This window comes from Dyadobacter sp. HNCC25DJ184, assembly GCF_056895215.1.
Window position 1 is genome coordinate 172,608 of the sequence record NZ_JBXHAQ010000011.1, and the last position, 21,122, is coordinate 193,729.

At 42.5% G+C, this 21,122-nt stretch carries 21 protein-coding genes; 12 read left to right on the plus strand and 9 right to left on the minus strand.

What is annotated here, in order from left to right; genetic code table 11:
* Positions 1-145 precede the first annotated feature (145 nt).
* From AC1XUD_RS17420 to mutY, 4 genes are all read right to left on the minus strand, one after another.
* Positions 146-607, minus strand: a complete 462-nt coding sequence (locus AC1XUD_RS17420; protein ID WP_483362314.1) for a single-stranded DNA-binding protein — start codon at positions 605-607, stop codon at positions 146-148.
* Positions 608-829: 222 nt separating this feature from the next.
* The gene (locus tag AC1XUD_RS17425) at positions 830-2,035 is read right to left on the minus strand and encodes a Gfo/Idh/MocA family protein (protein ID WP_483362315.1); all 1,206 of its coding nucleotides are present in this window, start codon (positions 2,033-2,035) and stop codon (positions 830-832) included.
* A gap of 275 nt (positions 2,036-2,310) precedes the next feature.
* Complete coding sequence (locus AC1XUD_RS17430; RefSeq protein ID WP_483362316.1) at positions 2,311-3,156, minus strand: phytanoyl-CoA dioxygenase family protein; 846 nt, start codon at positions 3,154-3,156, stop codon at positions 2,311-2,313.
* A 76-nt stretch (positions 3,157-3,232) separates the two neighbouring features.
* Positions 3,233-4,351 carry an A/G-specific adenine glycosylase gene (mutY, locus tag AC1XUD_RS17435; protein ID WP_483362317.1) on the minus strand — a complete coding sequence of 373 codons (1,119 nt, stop codon included), beginning with the start codon at positions 4,349-4,351 and terminating at the stop codon, positions 3,233-3,235.
* Positions 4,352-4,489: 138 nt separating this feature from the next.
* Here mutY and AC1XUD_RS17440 point away from each other — a divergent pair, with 138 nt between their 5' ends.
* The 3 genes from AC1XUD_RS17440 (at position 4,490) to AC1XUD_RS17450 (ending at position 7,484) form a co-directional block, all read left to right on the plus strand.
* The gene (locus tag AC1XUD_RS17440) at positions 4,490-4,795 is read left to right on the plus strand and encodes an HU family DNA-binding protein (protein WP_483362318.1); all 306 of its coding nucleotides are present in this window, start codon (positions 4,490-4,492) and stop codon (positions 4,793-4,795) included.
* 29 nt (positions 4,796-4,824) lie between these two features.
* The gene (locus tag AC1XUD_RS17445; protein WP_483362319.1) at positions 4,825-5,661 is read left to right on the plus strand and encodes a tetratricopeptide repeat protein; all 837 of its coding nucleotides are present in this window, start codon (positions 4,825-4,827) and stop codon (positions 5,659-5,661) included.
* A 260-nt stretch (positions 5,662-5,921) separates the two neighbouring features.
* Positions 5,922-7,484, plus strand: coding sequence for an Rne/Rng family ribonuclease (locus AC1XUD_RS17450; RefSeq protein ID WP_483362320.1), 1,563 nt, complete (start codon positions 5,922-5,924; stop codon positions 7,482-7,484).
* A 150-nt stretch (positions 7,485-7,634) separates the two neighbouring features.
* On the opposite strand, the gene AC1XUD_RS17455 is transcribed toward AC1XUD_RS17450, so the two are convergent.
* The 5 genes from AC1XUD_RS17455 to aat form a co-directional block, all read right to left on the minus strand.
* Positions 7,635-8,462 (minus strand): enoyl-CoA hydratase-related protein, encoded by an 828-nt coding sequence (locus tag AC1XUD_RS17455; RefSeq protein WP_483362321.1) that lies wholly within the window; start codon positions 8,460-8,462, stop codon positions 7,635-7,637.
* 99 nt (positions 8,463-8,561) lie between these two features.
* Complete coding sequence (locus tag AC1XUD_RS17460; RefSeq protein ID WP_483362322.1) at positions 8,562-9,647, minus strand: M20 family metallo-hydrolase; 1,086 nt, start codon at positions 9,645-9,647, stop codon at positions 8,562-8,564.
* A 136-nt stretch (positions 9,648-9,783) separates the two neighbouring features.
* A complete protein-coding gene (locus tag AC1XUD_RS17465) occupies positions 9,784-11,034 on the minus strand; it encodes a glutamate-5-semialdehyde dehydrogenase (protein ID WP_483362323.1) in 1,251 nt (416 codons plus the stop codon).
* A complete protein-coding gene (gene proB / locus AC1XUD_RS17470) occupies positions 11,034-12,065 on the minus strand; it encodes a glutamate 5-kinase (RefSeq protein ID WP_483362324.1) in 1,032 nt (343 codons plus the stop codon). The genes AC1XUD_RS17465 and proB overlap by 1 nt, the downstream gene beginning before the upstream one ends.
* Positions 12,066-12,303: 238 nt before the next feature.
* Positions 12,304-12,918, minus strand: a complete 615-nt coding sequence (gene aat / locus AC1XUD_RS17475) for a leucyl/phenylalanyl-tRNA--protein transferase (protein WP_483362325.1) — start codon at positions 12,916-12,918, stop codon at positions 12,304-12,306.
* Between the two features lie 366 nt (positions 12,919-13,284).
* Between aat and AC1XUD_RS17480 the strand changes: the two genes are divergently transcribed.
* The 9 genes from AC1XUD_RS17480 (at position 13,285) to hemH (ending at position 21,120) form a co-directional block, all read left to right on the plus strand.
* On the plus strand, positions 13,285-14,001 hold the full coding sequence (locus AC1XUD_RS17480; RefSeq protein ID WP_483362326.1) for a GNAT family N-acetyltransferase: 717 nt from the start codon (positions 13,285-13,287) through the stop codon (positions 13,999-14,001).
* A gap of 180 nt (positions 14,002-14,181) precedes the next feature.
* Positions 14,182-14,556 (plus strand): DUF5618 family protein, encoded by a 375-nt coding sequence (locus AC1XUD_RS17485; protein WP_483362327.1) that lies wholly within the window; start codon positions 14,182-14,184, stop codon positions 14,554-14,556.
* A gap of 61 nt (positions 14,557-14,617) precedes the next feature.
* A complete protein-coding gene (argG, locus tag AC1XUD_RS17490) occupies positions 14,618-15,817 on the plus strand; it encodes an argininosuccinate synthase (protein ID WP_483362328.1) in 1,200 nt (399 codons plus the stop codon).
* Between the two features lie 112 nt (positions 15,818-15,929).
* Positions 15,930-16,115, plus strand: a complete 186-nt coding sequence (locus AC1XUD_RS17495) for a PIN domain-containing protein (RefSeq protein ID WP_483362381.1) — start codon at positions 15,930-15,932, stop codon at positions 16,113-16,115.
* A 117-nt stretch (positions 16,116-16,232) separates the two neighbouring features.
* Complete coding sequence (gene argC / locus AC1XUD_RS17500; protein ID WP_483362329.1) at positions 16,233-17,216, plus strand: N-acetyl-gamma-glutamyl-phosphate reductase; 984 nt, start codon at positions 16,233-16,235, stop codon at positions 17,214-17,216.
* A gap of 111 nt (positions 17,217-17,327) precedes the next feature.
* Positions 17,328-18,470, plus strand: coding sequence for an aspartate aminotransferase family protein (locus tag AC1XUD_RS17505; RefSeq protein ID WP_483362330.1), 1,143 nt, complete (start codon positions 17,328-17,330; stop codon positions 18,468-18,470).
* Between the two features lie 83 nt (positions 18,471-18,553).
* Positions 18,554-18,955: a GxxExxY protein gene (locus AC1XUD_RS17510; RefSeq protein WP_483362331.1), complete on the plus strand. Its 402-nt coding sequence runs from the start codon at positions 18,554-18,556 to the stop codon at positions 18,953-18,955.
* 83 nt (positions 18,956-19,038) lie between these two features.
* Positions 19,039-19,986, plus strand: coding sequence for an N-acetylornithine carbamoyltransferase (locus tag AC1XUD_RS17515; RefSeq protein ID WP_483362332.1), 948 nt, complete (start codon positions 19,039-19,041; stop codon positions 19,984-19,986).
* Positions 19,987-20,058: 72 nt separating this feature from the next.
* Positions 20,059-21,120 (plus strand): ferrochelatase, encoded by a 1,062-nt coding sequence (hemH, locus tag AC1XUD_RS17520; RefSeq protein WP_483362333.1) that lies wholly within the window; start codon positions 20,059-20,061, stop codon positions 21,118-21,120.
* Positions 21,121-21,122 lie beyond the last annotated feature (2 nt).

Below are 21,122 nucleotides of genomic sequence, written 5' to 3' on the forward strand. Positions count from 1 at the left end.
CTCTAATTTCAACAAAAACATCCAAAGTTACCAATACTACTTCAAAATTGAGAAATTACCTATTTGGCGCCCCCGTTAAATATTTTTGTATATAGTCATAAAAAACAAATCTCCCGAAGGAGATCTGCTGACAAAACTTTAAAACTTAGAACGGTAAATCGTCATCATCAGAAGATGCCAATGATGGTGGAACCGGATCTGATTGTCTTGGTGCTGAATTCTGAGGAGACTGATTATACCCTGAAGAGCCTTCTGTGTTCCCTGAGTTACCTGGCGCGCTTCCAAGCATCGTCAACGTATTAGCCCTGATTGTTACACCCGATTTCTGCTGCCCTTCCTTATCAGTCCAGGTGTCAGTTCTCAGTCGCCCTTCTATATAGACCTGATTCCCTTTTTTTAGATATTTCTCAGCAACTTTGGCAAGGCCTTCCCACAATTCGATACGATGCCATTCCGTATTTTCAACTCTTTCACCACTTTTGTTGGTATAAGAATCGGTTGTTGCGATACTAAATTTCGCCACGGCTCCCCCATTATCAAAGTATCTGACCTCCGGATCGCTGCCCAAATTCCCTATTAAAATCACTTTATTAACACTTCCTGCCATGATATTTTCCGATTAATAATTTACAAGTTCGACCAAATCGAAAGTTAAAAATAACGTCAAACAATTAATGTGCGTTTCACAATTAAAATTTCACCCCAACCACGTGCTCATTTCGACTTTGCCACTAAGTCACAAGGAAACTAGCTTAGAAAGTTGTTTGATAATGGTAATCACGCCTCCTCAGTGGCAATTGTCAGCTCACACACAGCGTAACAACTACCTTTATATATCCCGTTCGCTGATTTTACCCGTGGCTTTGTCTTTCAATATCAATTTATGACGGCCATCGTGCGTCATTTCCTGCTTGATGAGGTAGTAATTTTCATCATAATCCACATAATTAGAAGGTTTTTCAACGCCCTCTCTTCCTCGCCAAACCGGTAGCTCCACCTTTTCCCACTGTTTGGTTTTGGCTGACTTATATGCCGCATCAATTACCGCGTTAACAATATATCCATCATAAAATGTTTCAGACGGCTCAACACCCTTCTCTGCGGAATTGAACATATCGGTAAACATATGGTTGTACCCCAGATCATTCACCTCATCACCGACAGGGAATAACCAGCCTGTATTACTTTCAGCTTTCTCCGCTACATAATCTTCGCCTTCTCCATCCGGATTATTGCCGGTTGTGAACATTTCAAAGCCTGTTCTCAAGAAGTTATTTATCCATATTGTGCCCTCTGTTCCCATCACCTCGTCTCTCAAATCCATACCCCCACGGAAAGTCCAGCTTACCTCGAATTGGCCAATCGCTCCGTTTTCATATTTCACTAAAGCAATCGCGTGATCCTCTGCATCAATAGGTTTCACCTGAGTATCCGCCCAACACATTACCTCGACCGGCTTGATGTCCTTGCCAATAAAATTTCTGGAAATTTCGATACAGTGACAACCCAGATCAAGAATACAGCCACCCCCAGCCTGCTCTATATCCCAAAACCACTCGCTATGGGGCCCCGGATGCGCCTCTCTCGATTTCGCCCACAGAATTCTGCCAAGTGCTCCCCTCTTCACACTTTCCAGAGACTTCAAAAATTTAGGAGTGTAGCATAAATCTTCAAGGTATCCGGCAAAAATTCCGGCTTCCTCAACTGCTTTTAACATTCTTAAAGCCTCATCCGCATTTCTTCCCAAAGGCTTGGTCGACACAACGGCTTTCTTATGCTTGGCGCAAAGCATTACGGCCTCTTCATGCTTGTTATTAGGCAACGCGATACACACCATATTTACCGAAGGATGCGCGATCACCTCTTCCATATTATCAGAAAAGAAATCGCAACCGTAATCATTTGAGAATTTCTTCGCATTCTCAATCCGCCTGGCATATATTCCCACAACACGGTCACGACCCCGCTGACCATGAATGGATTCCGCATAAAAACGCCCTATAAAGCCAGAGCCAAGCATCGCAATGTTCTGCATAGAATATGTTTTAGTTTGTGTCTTTTAAAGTAAAATCCTGGTATTACATACTAATTTCCCAATTTCCAGACCTCGTGCGAAAAGTACCAATGACATAACATTTTACAGCAAATTGGGCATCAGGTAATGCAAACAAATAATGGCCCAAATCTTCCTTATGGATATCTGGGCCATCTCTTAATATTATTATGAAAGAACTCAATACCAGATAAGCCCGGATTTTTTCGTCCAACAATTACATGACCACTTCCTGGCAAAATCTAACAACAAGTTCCTTAATTCGTCTTCACCGTTGCCTCCCAACCTGTCGTCTTCAAGGCCGGATCATTTTCCTTTTTTAAAAAATCAGCATCTTCAAAAGATTTTCCGTCCCACTCCATCAACGCATGATCCGGCACTGTCGATATTGGTACTTTCCATGAAGTTGAGGTTTCGGCATAGGCGATATTAGATTGCGAATTATAACAAGAAATCAGCGACCAACGTGGTTTATCTGATAAGTTGGCTTCAGAGCGATGAAGGAGATTACTATGAAAAAACAAAGCGTCGCCTGGTTCCAATTCACAATAGATTAGATCCATGGTTTTTAATGAATGATTGACCATTTCCATATCCGCCCCTACCTGCTCGCCAGCAAAACCGTGATTGACGCGACCCATTTTATGTGAACCTTTGATCACCTGCAGGCAGCCATTGGCCTTGTTTGCCGGCGTCAACGCAATCATTACGCTGATCAGTTGATCAGGAAAAATAAACTGGTTTTTATACCAGTATCCATAGTCCTGATGCCATTCCCATGCTCCTCCAACCCTCGGCTCCTTTTGCATCAGTTTGGTATGAAAATGACAAACCGGACTTTCGCTGTCCAGCAGCTGGGCCGTTGCGCCCACAATCCGCTCACTTCTTATTAAATATCCAAACTTATCATCGCCCGGGGTAAACCAAAGAGATAGCTTCGTTTTCTTCCCCGACTGATCGTTCAAATCCATCGCATTTTTACTCATTGCCGCATTCTCGGTAGCAATTCCGTAAAGCAGATTAATCTCCTCCGCACTAAACAACCCTTTGACTAAGACATATCCGTCTCGGTTATAATCCTCTATTTGAGATTGATGTAGCATAGCTCCCCTTGATAGTATTTTAGTTTTGTGCAAATTAATGTTTGTAAAAACATATCACAATTTTTCACACCACAAATTACAAGGAGGAAACAATCTGAAGATACCCTTCATCCTTTAAAACATTATCAATCAGAATCGGTTTGGGCAAATCGTCGACCTCCGATGGGTTGTAGAACTTAAAATATTCCAAGGGGAAATTAACGGGCAAGGTGTTCAAAGTAACCCACCAAAATTTGACCGACAATCTCTGATGCGTCAGTATATGAAAGTAGCTCTTCTCCACCTCTCTAAGTATCCCGTGTTCTAAAAGCATTTTCAGTTCCGCCGTCAAATGATTCTCATCAGGGTATGTCCATGGCGACTCTGCTTCCACGTATGGAAAATCATAGAGGCCATGCCATATGTCCTTACCCTTTCTTTCCTTGAAGACTAAACTCCCTTTAAGTTCAATGATAAAGTAATTGAGGAATCGATTTTTGATTTTTAGTTTTTTAACCTTCACCGGCAGAGAAGATTGCAAGTTGTGTTGATTAGCGAAACAAATATCCTGAAAAACACAGGCGGGGCAATTGGGTGATACCGGAACACACTGCAACGCTCCAAACTCAATCATGGCCTGGTTGTATGTCGCGGGATCGTCATCAGAGATGATTAAGGAAGCTATTTTGGCAAACTCCTTTTTGCCTTTTCCACTCAGCATGTCAGAATCAATACCAAACAAACGGGCCATTACGCGATATACATTTCCATCAATTGCCGGGATTTTTTCGTCGTACGCAAAGGAGGCGATAGCGGCGGCCGTATATGCGCCCAGACCTTTGAGTCGCTCCAGTTCGGAAGCGTTCTTGGGGAAAACACCACCATATTCGGAAACAATCAGCCGTGCAGTGTGGTGCATGTTCCTCGCTCGGGAATAATAGCCCAAACCCTGCCACAGCCGAAGTACATCGCGCTCGTCTGCTGCTGCAAGGTCGCTGACATTGGGAAAGTTATCCACGAATTTCTCATAATATGGTGTTCCCTGAGCAACCCTGGTTTGTTGCAGAATGATCTCCGACAACCATATCCTGTACGGATCCTTTGTTTGTCGCCACAATAACTTTCTATGATTTTGTATGTACCATGCTTTAAGCTTTTTATTAAAGTCAAGCACGTCAAAAGCCCCCTCCCCGATGTCTTCCTGACTTATATACACTGTGATTTAACGAATTAGAAAAAAAATGAAAACCTCTGACTTTTAATTTTCGGTAAAATTACCGTACCTTTGTGTTCCCAAAATTTGGAGGAATAAGTAAATAAACGAAATAATATCCACTTAAAGTAAAGAATCAAAGTGACTAAGGCAGACGTAATCGCACAAATTTCTGAGAAAACAGGCGTAGACAAGGGCGATGTTCAACAAACGCTAGAATCGTTTTTCACCGTGGTTAAGGAATCACTATCTGAAGGCGAAAATCTTTATGTTAGAGGTTTCGGAAGCTTCATTAACAAGAAACGCGCTCGTAAAGTAGCTCGTAACATCTCAAAAGGAACTTCCATGATCATTGACGAGCACTTTGTTCCAAGCTTTAAGCCAGCAAAAGTTTTTGTTGAGCAGGTAAAGGAAAGTGACAAGTTGAAAGCAGTTGCTGAAAAATAATATACCTCGCGGAGGTCTGTTTTAAAATTATGAACAAATCCATCATTCTTACTTGTGTATTGGCAGTTGCTTTGGTTGGGACCTTATTTAGTCTTCCCAAGGTGGTGGTAAACAACAAGGCCAAAGAAATGGATTCACAGGAGAGCAAGGAAGCGGCGACTGCTGCTCCTTCTGAAAATTCTCCGGCCAAACACGACGGAGCTGTTTTGCCTCCTGATCAGCAAAAAATTGTTGATCAGTTGCGAAACAGCTTTCTCGTGTCCAACGATAAGGATAAAATTGGTGCAGGCATCAAGCTTTCCGAGAAGTTCCATGAACTTCAAAAATTTGACAGTGCTGCGTATTATGCAGAAAAAGTAAGTACTATTGCGCCGGCGCTTGAGAATATCGTGCGGACTGGCGACAGGTATTACGATGCATACAGCTTCGCTGTTGAAGATCAGAAAGCCAAAAATTTTGGTGCCAAAACCCGCGAATATTATCAGAAAGCAATTGATCAAAATCCTGCGCTTTTGAATGTAAAGGCCAACATGGCAATGACTTACGTAAATACAGAAAACCCGATGCAGGGAATTTTGATGTTGCGTGAGATATTGGATACCGACCCAACAAACGAAATGGCTTTGTTTAATTTGGGAGTTCTTTCCATGCGCTCAAACCAATACTCAAAAGCAGCTGACAGGTTCAGACAGATATTGACAAATAACCCTGCTAATACCAAAGCCAAGTTTTACTTGGGACTTTCTTTGGTTGAACTAGGGAAAAATGACGATGCTAAGAAGATACTGTCAGAAGTTAAAAAGGAGGAGAAAGATCCTGTGATTCAACAAGCGATCGCTGAATTGGAAGCCAGGATGAACAATTGATGAAAATAAAACAATTTTTAATTTTATAAACGACATAACTTTATGCCTTGCGGAAAGAAAAGAAAGAGACATAAGATCTCAACTCATAAAAGAAAGAAGCGTCTTAGAAAAAACAGACATAAGAAGAAATAATATACTTTGGCCGGATTGTTTGTATGATCCGGCCTTAAGTGTGCTCTTCCCCCAGATGTATAGTCCCGTGTCAAATCATTTACGGGAGCTAAGTATTAACTTTTTATAGCCATTAAGTTGGTTGAACATTGAGTAACGAATTACTTATCAATTCTACTCAAAAGGGAGAACGTATTGCCCTTTTGCAGGATAAACGACTTTTAGAATATCACGTTGAAGTACCAGATCAAAGCTTTACTGTTGGTGATATATACCTCGGTACAGTTAGAAAACTGGTAGCAGGGCTCAATGCGGCCTTTGTAGACGTAGGTTTTGAGAAGGACGCTTTTCTGCATTACCTCGATTTGGGACCTAACATTAATTCCCTCAACAAACTCACCAAGGATGTAATCGCCAAGCGTGTCAATTCAGGCAAGTTGAATAGCTTCAAAATGGAGCCTGAAATCGAGAAACTTGGTAAAATTGACAAAGTTCTTTCCAAAAACCAGCCCATACTGGTTCAGATTGTAAAAGAACCTATTTCTACAAAAGGCCCTCGCCTTTCTTGTGATATCTCGATTGCCGGTCGCTACATCGTTCTCGTTCCTTTCTCGAATTCTGTTAACCTTTCCAAAAAGATTACGGACAAGCAGGAAAGAAACCGTTTGCAAAAACTAATGTCGTCGATCAAACCGGCCAATTTTGGGGTGATTATTCGTACTGTTGCGCAAGGAACTGATGTCGATGATCTTAATAAAGATCTCCAGGATTGCCTTGATAAGTGGGAAAAGGGTATCAAAACCCTGCGCGACGCAAAGCCGCGCGATCGTGTTATAGGGGAGATGAACCGTGCTTCATCAATCATTCGTGATATGTTGAACGAATCGTTCGACAGCATTACCGTTGACTCTAAGGAGGTATATGACGATATCAAAGCATATATCCACAATATTGCTCCGGACAAAGAGAATATCCTGAAACTTCATAACGGCAAGAACAAGATGTTCGAGCAGTTTGGTGTAGAAAAGCAGATCAAATCGTTGTTTGGCAGATCAGTAAGCTTGCCTAACGGTGGGTACCTCATTATTGAACATACCGAAGCGCTGCACGTTATCGATGTAAACAGCGGCAACAAGTCAAATTCGGAAGAAGACCAGGAAGCGACAGCACTTAGCGTGAATATGGAAGCAGCGAAGGAGCTTGCTCGTCAGCTGCGTCTTCGGGATATGGGCGGGATTATCGTGATCGACTTCATCGATATGAAGAAGGCCGAAAACAAGCGTGTTCTGTTCGATACCATGCGTGACGAGATGAAAGGTGACCGTTCAAAATATACGGTTTTACCTCTGTCTAAATTCGGCCTGATGCAAATTACCCGTCAGCGTGTGAGGCCGGAAATGAATATTGTAACCCGCGAAGTTTGCCCGACTTGTAATGGCAGCGGCAGCATTCAGGCAAGTATTCTGGTTTCGGATGTAATTGCCAACAACGTCGACTACATGCTTACGAAACAAAACGAAAAAGGAATTACAATACTGTTGCACCCATTCCTTTACGCCTATTTTACCAAAGGATTTATTTCCGAGCAAATGAAATGGCTCTTCAAATACAAAACCTGGGTAAAGTTGATCAAGGACTCATCACTAGGAGTAGTCGATTTTAAATTCCACAATAAGTACGGGGAAGAAATTGAAATTGTTCCGGGGAGTTAGGTCTCTGTTGACTACAATCATTTTTTTTGGGAGAAGCCTAGTCGGGGATGTCGAGTCATATAGTTATGACGATTGCTCAGTTGATTGCGGTGATACTAAGGTCTCGTTGCTTTGGAAGTTCTTCGTTTTTTTGCAACAAACCATACAAACTTACTTCCCCTTCCAATCCGGAATCCGCTTCTCTGAAAAAGCAGCAGTTCCCTCTTTTGCATCCTCTGTCTGCAATAAAATATCCAATTGCTGTTTCAGGTATGTGTGTTGTTCCGCCATCGGAATACCACTCAGTGCATCCAATGCTTCCATTCCTTTTTGAATAGCCAGCGGAGCATTTTGGCAAATGAGTTCGGCAAGCCCATCGACTTTTTCGGAAATGATATCCTTAAACACTATCTCACTTACCAGCCCTATTTCCCTGGCCATCTGAGCGGAATAAAGATCTCCCGTCACCGCCATCTCGAGAATTTTTCGCGGGGTTGTTATTCTTAACAGGGATGCCATGACCTGCATTGGCCAAAGCCCTCTTTTTACTTCCGGCAAGCCGAAGGTTGCTTCCTCAGTACTTACCACAAATGTGCAACCGCATATAATCAGAAAACCGCCTGCCAGAACCGGGCCTTCTACTTTGGCAATACAGGGTTTGTAAAGCTGTTGAAAAGCTTCGCCCAATTTCGCGTCTTCACGAATTGTTGGTAATGTAATATTGGGCGGGGTATTCTCGGGATGATGAAAAGAAGTAAGATCAGCTCCGGCACAAAAAACGGGTCCCTCTGCTTCAATAATTAAACATCTGACTTCCGGACTATAATGTGCATATGCGAGCGCATATATTATTTCCTCTGCCATGACAGGCGTAAATGCATTCCTTTTCTCTGGTCGGCTGAGACGAATACGAAAAACATGACCTTCTGAAAAGGTTTTGATATATAAAAAGTCGACCTCATTGAATCGGACAATATCTTCTTTTGTATAAAATCGCATATCCTTGCTTCATTATGACTGCCCCAAAAAAACAGGGTAATTACTTAGTCTCGCCTAATTTCAATCTTTATTCTGGGGAGGTCACAGCTCATTTATATATCACCCCACTACCTTTTCCAGCATTGCGATATACTGACCTATACCATGTTCAATCTCATGCAAGTAAATGAATTCGTCAGCACTGTGCGAACGGCCTGAATGCCCTGGTCCCATTTTGAGAGAAGGACAATCGAGAAGTGCCTGGTCGGAAGTTGTAGGGGAACCGTAGGCAGTTCTGTCTAAAGCAAGTCCAGCTAAAACAATCGGATGGTCCATCGGTATACTCGACGGCCGCAGGCGTATGGATCTTGCGGAAACCTCGGATTTAATATTCTTCTGAATCTCCTCTATAATCTCTTCCAGACTGTATTGATCTGTAACGCGAACGTCGATCGTAAAGGTACAGATATCAGGAACCACGTTATGTTGGGTTCCCGCATTCATAATCGTCACAGACATTTTAACAGGGCCCAAAGTCGGCGACACTTTTGGAAAGCGATAATCTTTAATCCACCGAATGTCTTCTATAGCTTTGTAAATCGCATTGTCTCCTTCCTCTCTTGCTGCATGCCCCGAAACTCCTTTTGCAGTACAGTCCAAAACGAGAAGTCCCTTTTCCGCTACTGCAAGGTGCATTTCAGTTGGTTCGCCCACAATCGCGAATGATATGGGTGGCAACTCCGGGACAACAATTTCAAGCCCTTCTTTTCCGGAGATCTCTTCCTCGGCAGTGGTCGCAATTATGACGTTATAAGCCAGATCAGTTCTTCCATAAAAATGTACGAACGTAACGATCAAAGAAACCAGGCACCCTCCTGCGTCATTACTTCCTAGGCCATACAGTTTACCATCTTCTATATCGGCAGCAAGTGGGTTCCGTGTCCACGATTTATTGGGCTTAACGGTATCGTGGTGAGAATTTAGCAAAACAGTTGGCTTTGCTGGATCAAAATGCTCGTTATATGCCCAGATATTATTGCCTTTCCGTTTAAAAGGGATATTCTTTTCTTCAAAAAAAGCTTCAATTAATAATGCAGTTTTATCTTCCTCTTTACTGAATGACTGAGTCTCAATCAGTTTTCTTAGAAGCGCGACGGCCTCTTCATATAGCACTTTAACACTTTCAACTGCGACGGATGCACTCATATTAAATCGGATTGTTCCAAAAAACTTTGCACAAAGGTATAAAAAAAGGGAGTGGAACCACCTGTTCCCACTCCCTTAGAATATTGTTAGAACGACTATATCTGTTCAATAATTACGGAAATCCCACGAATATGCGCTACCACCTCACTTGTCCGTCACCCCGGACAACCCACTTTTCGGTGACTAATTTTTCAAGAGCAAAAGGACCTCTGGCGTGCAGTTTTTGAGTTGATATTCCAATTTCTGCTCCCAAAGCAAAAACGCTACCGTCTGTAAACCGGGTAGATGCATTTGAATATACAGCAGCTGCATCCACTTCGTTTAGAAACGTCTCGATTGCATTGGCATCTTTCGATATGATAGCCTCTGAATGTCTGGAAGAAAAAGTTCTGATATGGTTCAGCGCATCCTCAATCCCTTCCACCACCTTGACAGAACATTTATAATCTAAAAACTCTCTTCCAAAATCTTCAGGAGTTGCCTTGGCTAAATTTGGATATCCGGCAGCTTCCAAAATGTCATACGATAAATCATCCGCAAAAACCTCCACATTCCACTTGATGAAGTCTTCTTTCAGTTTAGGTAAAAACTCGGCCGCGACTTCTTTATCTACCAATATTGTATCCAATGAATTACACACAGATGGCCGTGACACCTTCGCATTGACCACTATATCGGCGGCTTTATCCAGGTCTCCGGTTTTCTCAACATAAGTGTGACACACGCCGGCGCCTGTTTCAATAGTTGGTACCAGCGAGTTTTGACGCACATATTTTATCAGACTTTCAGATCCTCTCGGTATAATGATGTCCACATATTGAGCCGCATGAAGGAACTCCGCAACAAATTCCCGCCCGGTTGGTAAAAGGGCAACAACCTCGGCCGGAACTCCAAATTTCACCAGACTTTCATGAATAATACTAACGAGAATCTGATTCGAGAAATGCGCTTCCTTTCCGCCTTTTAATACACAGGCATTTGCAGAACGTAAACATAAAGCCGCAACGTCGACCGTTACATTGGGTCTCGATTCATAAATTACGCCCACCACGCCCAGAGGAACTGTAATCTTTTTCAGTGAAAGATTTTGTTCGATGGTACGTTCCAGCAACAGCTTTCCTGAGGGATCGGGCAATGCGGCTATATCTACCAAACTTTGCGCCAGGTCTTTTATCCTCTTCTCATCCAGCAGCAACCGGTCCTTTTTGGGATCGCCGTCTTCCATTTGATCCATATCCTTTTTATTCTCAGAAATAATTGCCGGCAAACTGGCAAGAATTCTTTGGGATATATCAATCAACAAATCAGCTCTCTGCTGGTCAGAAAGTCTGCGAACGGCAACGGCTGCGTCCTGTGTGCTTTTCAAAAGAGGTAAAATCGATTCCATTATAATAATACTATATCGTTGGCATGTGCCACTTCAAAATTTACTGTTTTCAAATTTGCCCTGATGGACGAGGAATCCTCTCGTGCTCTTGCAACTGCAACCATTTCATCATCAGCTGCATATATTTCAATAATTTCGCCCGCTTCAAAATCTCCATTCACCTCCACAACGCCAACAGCAAGCAAACTTTTGCGACGGGCCAATGCTTTCGCTGCTCCTTCATCTACTTGCAGTCTGCCGGAAACCAATCCTCCACTGCCCAGCCATCTGTTTCGAGCTGAAAGCGTACTCTTCCCCGGAGTAATCTGCGTTCCGGCGTTTCCTTCCAAGGCACTTAGCAACTCATTCTTTTGGTTCATTCCAAAAATTACGACCTTAATTGCCATGCGGGAAGCCAGTTTGGCGAATGTCAATTTAGACGCCATACCTCCCAAACCCAGAAAGGATTTGTCTGTGCGTACAAACTTGAAAACTTCATTTACATCGGATACGTTCCGAAGAATATTGCCATTTTCGTCCATCAACCCGCCCACAGACGTGCAGAACATCAAGGTCTCTGCACCAAAGCCCACAGCAAGCAAGGTGGCCAACTCGTCGTTGTCCGAAAATTTCAGCTCTCTGTCACTCACAACGTCATTTTCATTAACGATCGGAATGATCCCATTTCCCCACAACTCCTCGAAAGTTTCCTTTAACTGGAGAAATTTGTTGCGATTGGCAAAATGTTGTCTTTCGCACAAACTTTGAGCGATGTAGATCTTATTGGGCAAAAAAGATTGAGCATATAGTCCTACAAGCAACGGATTCCCAACTGATGCGGCCGCTTTTCGCTGCGTCATTGTCCCTTTGTAGTCTTGTATATAAGCTTTTCCGGCTCCCACAGCCCCTGACGAAACAATGATAATCCGGTATTGATCGTGGATCTCAGAAACCTGACGGGCGATCCCTTCAATAATTAACGTATCCGGTTCCCCTGTGCTCCTGGTAATCGAAGCCGTACCGAATTTGATAACAAGTATTGGTTTTGACACTTTGATATGCTGGTAATATTTGCAAAACTGGTTTTCAAATAGTGTTAAGTCTGTTTAAGACAGGAAGGTGGAAAGCTCAAATATTAAACAGCTATTTTCTTCGTGACTGAGGGTTTTCGGGGCAATCGTCCTGCTACAATATACCTGCCACCAGATTTACACACTCTGAAACCGTTTGCGAAATTAACCTAATTATGCCGAAATGAACAGTCTGGGAAAGGAATTGATAGTCGAATAGCTACGAAATCGGCTCAAACAGAAATTTGGCATCGAATTTCCGGTCAGCCTGGATCGCTTTACCCAACCGATTCATGTATTCGTCTTTGGCAATTTCGATGGCTCCGTAGCGAAGGACATTGTTATTGATGAACTGAGTATCAAGCAGTAAAAAATTGTTTCTCCGAAGTATCTCTATCAGGTAATGAAATGCCACTTTGGAGGAATTGCTTTCAATTGAAAACATTGATTCCCCGAAAAAGGCCCCATTTATACAAACGCCGTACAGACCGCCAACAAGCTTTCCGTCGCGCCAGGCCTCGACACAATGAGCATAGCCCATCCGGTGCAAAGCGGAATATGCAGCAATTATATCTTCCGATATCCACGTACCTTCTTCTTCCGCCCGAGGCTTAGCACAACCTCGCATAACGCCCTCAAAATCAGAGTCAACTCCTATATCAAATAGCCGCTTATTTAATACTGGACGCAATGATTTGGATGGTTTATAACTTTCTATGGGAATAATAGCGCGGGGATCGGGCGAATACCAATAGATGGTGCCATCCTCTTCCGCCATCGGGAATATTCCGTTTAAATAACCGTAAATAAGATCATCGGTACTGATAGCACTCATATGTAATGAAAAAGAAATCCAATCAAAGCACCAAACAAAACCTGTGGAGCAACGAGAGCACAATTTTCTTTAAAAATTCGAACTATAAAAATATCTCTTACGTTTCTTTGAGGTACGCATTTTTTTATCGAAATTTGCATCCTCTTAGACAAGACAAAGTCAATGAATAGCAACGGCATACATACTGTTCTTCATACTACACCTTTCCGATTTAGGTCCAACCGGACCGCATGATCTTATTTTACCTACGTGGTAAAAGTTTTATACCCCCCCATTATTGTTAGAGTTTTAATTTAAACGTCCCATCGTTTTTTAATTCTGGGTATAGTCAATTATTATGTTTCGGTTTTTGTAGTCTAGCCATCAATGAAAAATAACGAAATAACAGGCAGTAAATTCATAGTTCAAACCGCCAACGAAGATCACCTCCATTTCGCAGAAACTATTTGTGCGGAAATGGAAGAAAGTGCCAAAAAACGCGGAACCGGTATCGCCAAGCGGTCTCCTGTATATATCATGGAGAAAATGGTGGAGGGAAAAGCAATTATTGCCACCACAACTTCGAATGAATGGGTTGGATTTTGCTATATCGAAACCTGGGAGCACGGAAAATTCGTTGCTAACTCCGGCCTGATCGTTCATCCTGACTTCAGAAATAGCGGCATGGCCAAAGCAATCAAGCAGAAAGCTTTCGAATTATCCCGCACCAAATATCCCGAAGCCAAAATCATTGGTATTACAACCAGTCTTCCGGTAATGAAGATCAATTCGGATTTGGGTTATGAGCCTGTAACTTTCAGTGAACTTCCTGCAGATGATTCGTTCTGGAAAGGCTGTGCAAGCTGTGTGAACTATGATGTACTAACCCGGACCGGCAGAAAGCACTGTTTATGCACTGGCATGATGTACAATCCCGACGATCACAAAAAATCCATGGCTGAGCCTGAAAGTGAGAAAAGCTCATGGGACTTTTTGAAAGAGTCAAGCCTTTACGAACGCTGGATGAATATTAAGCAACGCATTTTGTTGCGAAGGGATGAGCGTGCCAAGAAAAAAAATGCCGGGGCCATACTTGTACACTAAGTACAAGCCATATTGATACCATATTATCATTGAATACCTCGCCCGGCATCTGTAAAAGGTCCGTTGCGAGGTATTTTTCGTTTTAAACGACATTAAAGGATGTACATTTTCCCATTTAAGGAAGGGTTGTGTACTTTTACAGAAGTATTTCACAATCATCTTCATACTAAAAAATAACAAATGGAAGCCATTAGCGAAGCTCGTCGATATCTTTCCAACGCCAAACAAATATTGAGTGAAAAGGCTAGGAAAGAAGATGGCTATTACCAAGACTCGAAATATGTTAAAATGGCTGGAAACACGGCATATGCTGGTGTTTTGGTAGCATTGGATGAGTTAGTTGGTAAAAAAGCAAAAGGAAGAAAGGGTGTTGATTGGTATAAAAACCACTTGGCAAAATCGGATAAAAAAATATTGAATGCGTTTTTGTCTGCCTATGAATTGTTACACCTTTCGATGGCCTATGACGGAATTCAGGATGCGAAAGTGGCGCAGACGGCATTTAATAGAGCCGAAAGTATCATCAACTGGGTTGAAACGAAAACAGCCGCCTAGTAAATAAGAAGTTAAGATTTATAAATCAGTTAATCAGAATAAGAATTATTTTTCAAATATAATGTCACAACCCAAAGTAGTATTAGCGTTTAGCGGAGGACTGGATACCTCTTTCTGTGTAAAATATTTGGCCGAAGATAAAGGCTATGAAGTTCACTCAGTTTTGGTTGACACGGGTGGTTTTTCAGACGAGGATCTGAAAACAATTGAGGCCAACGCCTATTCACTGGGTGTTAAGCATCATGCTACTATTTCCAAAACGGCGGATTACTATAACGACTGTATTAAGTATCTGATTTTTGGTAACGTTCTGAAAAACAATACTTACCCACTTTCAGTAAGCGCCGAGAGGGTATTCCAGGCAGTTGCTGTGGCGGAATATGCGAAGGAAATCGGAGCAAGCGCAATCGCTCACGGGAGTACTGGTGCTGGAAATGATCAGGTAAGATTTGATATGGCGTTTCGGATCATTATTCCGGATGCTGAAATCATAACTCCCATTCGCGATCTCAAACTTTCAAGAGAAGCTGAGATCGAATACCTTACTAAAAAAGGTGTTGGACGTGAATGGGCGAAAGCTGCTTATAGTATTAATAAGGGACTCTGGGGAACTTCTGTTGGCGGTAAAGAAACACTTACATCAGAAAAATACCTTCCGGAAGAAGCTTGGCCGACACAAGTAACCAAGTCTGCTCCTGAAACTGTGACTCTTGAATTTGTTCAGGGTGAATTGAAAGGCTTGAATGGTGAGACTTTTGCAAGTTCAGTCGAAGCAATTCAAAAACTGGCGGCGATTGCCCAACCATTTGGTATTGGCCGCGATATTCATGTCGGCGATACGATTATTGGTATCAAGGGGCGAGTAGGTTTCGAAGCTGCCGCTCCGCTGATCATCATTAAGGCCCACCATACGCTTGAAAAACACGTACTGACTGAACAACAACTATATTGGAAAGAGCAATTGGCCAACTGGTACGGAAGCTTGCTCCACAAGGGTCAGTTCGTTGAACCGGTGATGCGGAACATTGAAACTTTCCTTGGAGATACACAGTCGCATGTTACTGGTAAAGTTCAAGTTTACCTGGCACCATATCGTTTCCATGTCGAAGGTATTGAGTCAGAACACGATCTGATGTCATCAAAATTTGGTAGCTATGGAGAGATGAACAACGCCTGGACCGGTGACGACGTGAGAGGTTTCTCAAAAGTGGCATCCAATCAGGTGATGATATATCAGAAAGTGAGCGAGTCGAATCAGTAGGAACGACCTGGAACAAAGGAGTGTACATATTAGATACCAATATTGTAGCTTACTGTATCAACAAAAAACCTGTTGAAGTTCTCACAAACTTCAACAGGTTTCATGGAGTGAGATATGCCTTTCGTCGATTGTAATGGCCGAACTTTGGCATGGAGTTGCAAAAAATCAGCATATCGAAAAAAACGGAACTGCTCTAAGAAACTTCATAGAACCTTTTCAGATCGTAAATTTTGATACTCGGGCTGCCGAATTCTACGGACTCGTCCGTGCTGATCTGGAAAGGCAGGGATCAATCTAGGCTCTAATGACTTGTTAATATCTGCCCACGCTCTCAGTTTGGACTTAACTTTAGTGACTAACAATGTCCGCGAGTTTGAGCGGGTAAGAGGTTTAAAAATTGAAAATTGGATTGTAAATGAATAAAATTAATATAGGAATAATAGGAGCTGCAGGCTACACCGGGGGCGAATTGATCAGAATTCTGATCAACCATCCTGATGTAGCAATCAGTTTTGCGCATAGCAAAAGTCAGGCTGGAAAACCAGTATATGCAACTCACACCGACTTACTCGGGGATACTGAGTTGACTTTCTCAGGTGAGAACATTGCCGACTTACTGATCGACAGTAATCTAAATGCAATCTTCCTTTGCTCAGGACACGGTGAATCGAAAAAGTTTCTGGAGGAATTCAACGTTCCGGCAACGGTCAGAATAATTGACTTAAGTACCGATTTCAGAGATGAATCAAATGGGTTTGTATATGGTTCACCGGAACTTCAACGCGATAAAATAAAGACTGCGAATAAAATTGCAAACCCCGGCTGCTTTGCCACGAGTATCGAATTGGCGGTATTGCCGTTAGCTAGCCAGCAGCTGTTAAAAGACGACGTGCATGTAAGTGCAATTACCGGCAGCACGGGCGCAGGCCAGGCGTTGAGTGCAACCACCCATTTCACATGGCGTAATAACAACATGTCGATATATAAGGCCTTTACGCACCAGCACTTGACAGAAATCAAGATGTCATGGAGCATATTGCAGCCGGGTTTTAATTATGCCGTTAATTTCATCCCATATCGGGGCGATTTTACGAGGGGTATTATGGCCAATGTTTATACAAAATTCGAGGGCTCGCTGGAGGACGCAAAAGCACTTTATAAAAGCTATTATGCTTCCCATCCTTTTACCCATATCAGCGATACGCCAATAGACCTGAAACAAGTGGTTAATACTAACAAGTGTCTGATCCATCTGGAGAAACATGAAGATCAGCTACTAATCACCAGTGCGATTGATAACCTCACCAAAGGTGCGTCGGGTCAGGCAGTTCAAAATTTGAACTTACTATTCGGGCTAGCGGAAGATGCTGGTCTTCGATTGAAGGCTCCATCGTTTTAATTTTATTGAACGCTGAGTTATGGGAGTTAAGCGCAGAGGGCGCTGAAACTTTTACTCCGAAAAACTCTGCGCTATAACTCATTTTCCTCTGCGTTTAAAACAAAAGAACTTATGTCACATTTATTTGATGTTTACCCCTTGTACGATATCGAACCTGTAAAAGCTCGTGGTAGCTATCTATGGGATAAGTCGGGGACTCAATATCTGGATTTATATGGTGGTCACGCCGTTATTTCGGTGGGCCATTGTCACCCATATTATGTGAATATGCTCGAAAAGCAGCTTCACGCCATTAATTTTTACTCCAATTCCGTTCAAATTCCTTTACAGGAGGAGCTGGCTGAAAAGCTGGGAAACTTGTCGGGATATCCTGACTACAAATTGTTCCTTGTCAACTCGGGTGCCGAAGCAAACGAGAATGCACTCAAACTGGCCTCATTCCACAACGGAAGAAAAAAGGTAGTAGCATTCACTAAAGCATTTCACGGTAGAACGGCAGGCGCGGTTGCAGCAACAGACAATCCGTCCATTGTTGCTCCTGTTAATTATCATGAACATGTTTCTTTTCTTCCTTTCAATAATGTGGAAGCACTGGAGGCAGGAATTACGGACGAAGTATGCGCGGTTATTGTTGAAGGAATCCAGGGTGTTGGCGGAATTCAGGTGTGTACGGACGAATTTCTACAGGCGTTGCGAAAAAAATGCGATCAGACCGGCGCAGTCTTAATTCTGGACAGCGTTCAATGTGGGTATGGTCGTTCAGGTAAATTTTTCTCGCATCAACATAGCGGTATTGAACCGGATTTGATGACTATGGCTAAAGGTATGGGTAATGGCTTCCCTATCGGTGGCGTCTTGATTTCACCTAAATTCAAAGCGAGCTATGGCTTATTAGGTACCACTTTTGGAGGTAACCATATGGCCTGTGCAGCCGGGATCGCTGTGCTGGACATCATGAAGGATGAAAACCTGATGGAGAATGCCGCCAAGATCGGGGAATATTTGATGAAAGGTATTCAGGAAATCGGTGGATATAAAGAACTTCGTGGCCGCGGATTGATGATCGGTATTGAGTACGATTTCCCGGTGAAAGATCTTCGGAATAAGCTTTTATACGGACATAAAATATTCACTGGCGTTGCAGGAGCAAATACCATTCGCCTATTGCCCTCATTGGCTTTAGGAAAAGAAGAGGCGGAGGCATTCCTGGAGGCATTGCAGGTTTGTTTAAACGCAGAGTTAAAAAGAGTTTAACGCCGAGTTACACGGAGTCTCTCCCTATTCAAACTTTACTCAAACAACGAGCAACTTCGCTAAACTTTTAATTTTGGCGAGTAATGAATTCAGGCAAAGAATACGAATTGACAGAAAATAATATCACTGAGCCTATCTTAAAGTGCTCTTTTAAAATTCATTCTGCTCTTGGACCGGGTCTTTTAGAATCTGTTTACACTGAGTGTTTGTTTTATGAACTACAGGAGGAAGGATTATTGGTAGAGAAACAGAAGGGGCTACCTGTGGTTTATAAAGCTATAACTTTGGAGTCAGGATACCGAATTGATTTAATGGTTGAGAATAGGGTAATAATAGAATTAAAATCTGTCGAAGCCTTAAATGACGTATATTTTGCACAAACTCTCACGTATCTTCGTCTTTCAAAATGTAAAGTGGGATTACTAATCAATTTCAATGTGATTTCGTTGAAAGACGGGATCAGAAGAATTGTAAACAAATTTTGAACCAAGGAAGGATCTTATTAAAATTTTAACTCTTCGAACACAGCGTAACCTCTCTAAACTCTGCGTTTAAACATTACACAAGAATGAAACATTTTCTATCCATACACGACGTAACAGATATTAACCAACTAGTTACAAGTGGTATAGTTTCCAAAAGAAATCCCTTCGGCGATCAGGAGCTTGGCAAGAACAAAACAATCGGTCTTTTGTTCTTCAATTCAAGTTTGAGGACACGTCTTAGCACGCAAAAAGCGGCTCAGAATCTTGGATTAAACGTTATCATGATGAACGTTGGGCAAGATGGTTGGGGACTGGAAATGGAGGAAGGTGTGGTCATGAATGGAGATAAGGCGGAACATGTAAAAGAAGCTGCCGCGGTAATCGGCAGATATTGCGATATTATCGGAATCCGGTCTTTTGCCGGGCTTCAGGATCGTGAAAAAGACTACAAAGAGATTGTTTTCGAGCAATTTAAGAAATATGCCAATGTTCCGATCGTAAATCTGGAATCGGCGACACGCCACCCGTTGCAATCGCTGGCTGATTGTATTACGATTGAAGAATTTAAAACAAAGGAACGTCCGAAAGTCGTACTTACCTGGTTGCCACATTTCAAACCACTTCCTCAAGCTGTTGCTAACAGTTTTGCAGAGTGGATGAATAAGTCGGACGTGGAGTTTGTAATTACACATCCTGAAGGATATGACCTAGCTCCCCAGTTCAGAGGAAATGCACAGGTGATATATGATCAGGACAAAGCTTTTGAAGGCGCGGATTTCGTATATGGCAAAAATTGGTCGTCATACGAGTCCTATGGCCAGGTTTTGACAAGTAATCCTTCATGGATGGTGACAGAGCAAAAAATGTCATTGACTGATAATGGAAAGTTCATGCACTGCCTGCCCCTTCGTAGAAACATGAAGGTGGCTGACGAAGTTTTGGACGGGCCACGCTCCTTAGTGATCGACCAGGCTGCTAACAGAGAATGGTCGGCTCAGGCTGTGTTGCGAGAAATAATCGTTGGATTGTAATTGCCTCAAAATATTACCAAGCTAATTGAAGTCGGCAGAACGAAAGCCATATCGACTCAGAAATATTAAATCATGAATTACGAAACGTTGAGAAAAAGCAGTATTTCCGAAGATCCTTCTATTCAAAAAACAGGTGTACTTATTGTAAACCTCGGTACACCGGATAGTCCGTCCGTTCCCGATGTACGTAAATATTTACGTGAATTTTTGATGGATGAGCGTGTAATTGATATACCATTTATCAATCGCTGGTTGCTTATTAACCTGATTATCGCACCTTTTCGTGCGCCAAAATCCGCTAAAATTTACAAAGAGCTCTGGTTGGAAGAAGGGTCTCCTCTTAAAATATATGGATATTCGGTTGAGGAGAAGCTCCAGAAAGTACTTGGAGAGAAGTTCATTGTCAAACTGGCAATGAGATATCAAAGTCCCTCGATAGAAGGTGCCCTGAAAGAGTTGAGAAAAGAGTGCCTGACCGAGATTATAGTCGTGCCGTTTTTCCCTCAATATGCCTCCGCCTCAACAGGTTCTGTATATAAGGAAGTAATGCGTGTGGTTCAGGATTGGGAAGTTTTACCGGAAATCAAGTTTACTAACAGATTTTTGGATCATCCAAAATTCATTGAAGGATTTGCTCAATTGGCCAGAAACTATATGGCCAAAATGGACTACGATCATTTCGTATTCAGCTACCACGGGCTTCCTGAGCGTCAAATTACCAAAGGTGATGTTGCGCAGATTTGTCAATTCGGAAGCTGCTGCGACAAACTGGATCATAAAAATCAGCATTGTTATCGCGCTCAATGTTTCGAAACTACGCGCCTGCTTGTAAAAGCACTTGAAATACCTGAAGGAAAGTATACCACTTGCTTTCAGTCCAGGCTGGGTAAAACTCCCTGGATCAAGCCGTATACCGATGAAGTAATTCCTGAATTAACTAAAAAAGGTGTTAAAAAAGCGTTGGCATTTTCTCCATCTTTTGTGGCAGATTGTCTTGAAACCACAATCGAGGTGGGTGAGGAATACAAAGAGCTTTTCCAGAAAGAAGGAGGGGAACACTGGCAGCTGGTGGAAAGCCTGAACGACAGCCCAATTTGGATTGAAACGCTGGAAGATATCATCAAAACTGCTTGATT

Bases quoted from the DNA above. Each gene is read 5' to 3' on its own strand.
- AC1XUD_RS17480 (WP_483362326.1), top strand. From the start codon at position 13,285: ATGAAAAATAACGAAATAACAGGCAGTAAATTCATAGTTCAAACCGCC.
- argC (WP_483362329.1), top strand. From the start codon at position 16,233: ATGAATAAAATTAATATAGGAATAATAGGAGCTGCAGGCTACACCGGG.
- AC1XUD_RS17515 (WP_483362332.1), top strand. From the start codon at position 19,039: ATGAAACATTTTCTATCCATACACGACGTAACAGATATTAACCAACTA.
- hemH (WP_483362333.1), top strand. From the start codon at position 20,059: ATGAATTACGAAACGTTGAGAAAAAGCAGTATTTCCGAAGATCCTTCT.
- AC1XUD_RS17465 (WP_483362323.1), bottom strand. From the start codon at position 11,034: ATGGAATCGATTTTACCTCTTTTGAAAAGCACACAGGACGCAGCCGTT.
- AC1XUD_RS17455 (WP_483362321.1), bottom strand. From the start codon at position 8,462: ATGCGATTTTATACAAAAGAAGATATTGTCCGATTCAATGAGGTCGAC.
- argG (WP_483362328.1), top strand. From the start codon at position 14,618: ATGTCACAACCCAAAGTAGTATTAGCGTTTAGCGGAGGACTGGATACC.
- AC1XUD_RS17425 (WP_483362315.1), bottom strand. From the start codon at position 2,035: ATGCAGAACATTGCGATGCTTGGCTCTGGCTTTATAGGGCGTTTTTAT.
- AC1XUD_RS17510 (WP_483362331.1), top strand. From the start codon at position 18,554: ATGAATTCAGGCAAAGAATACGAATTGACAGAAAATAATATCACTGAG.
- AC1XUD_RS17445 (WP_483362319.1), top strand. From the start codon at position 4,825: ATGAACAAATCCATCATTCTTACTTGTGTATTGGCAGTTGCTTTGGTT.
- aat (WP_483362325.1), bottom strand. From the start codon at position 12,918: ATGAGTGCTATCAGTACCGATGATCTTATTTACGGTTATTTAAACGGA.
- AC1XUD_RS17420 (WP_483362314.1), bottom strand. From the start codon at position 607: ATGGCAGGAAGTGTTAATAAAGTGATTTTAATAGGGAATTTGGGCAGC.
- AC1XUD_RS17430 (WP_483362316.1), bottom strand. From the start codon at position 3,156: ATGCTACATCAATCTCAAATAGAGGATTATAACCGAGACGGATATGTC.
- AC1XUD_RS17460 (WP_483362322.1), bottom strand. From the start codon at position 9,647: ATGAGTGCATCCGTCGCAGTTGAAAGTGTTAAAGTGCTATATGAAGAG.
- AC1XUD_RS17505 (WP_483362330.1), top strand. From the start codon at position 17,328: ATGTCACATTTATTTGATGTTTACCCCTTGTACGATATCGAACCTGTA.
- AC1XUD_RS17485 (WP_483362327.1), top strand. From the start codon at position 14,182: ATGGAAGCCATTAGCGAAGCTCGTCGATATCTTTCCAACGCCAAACAA.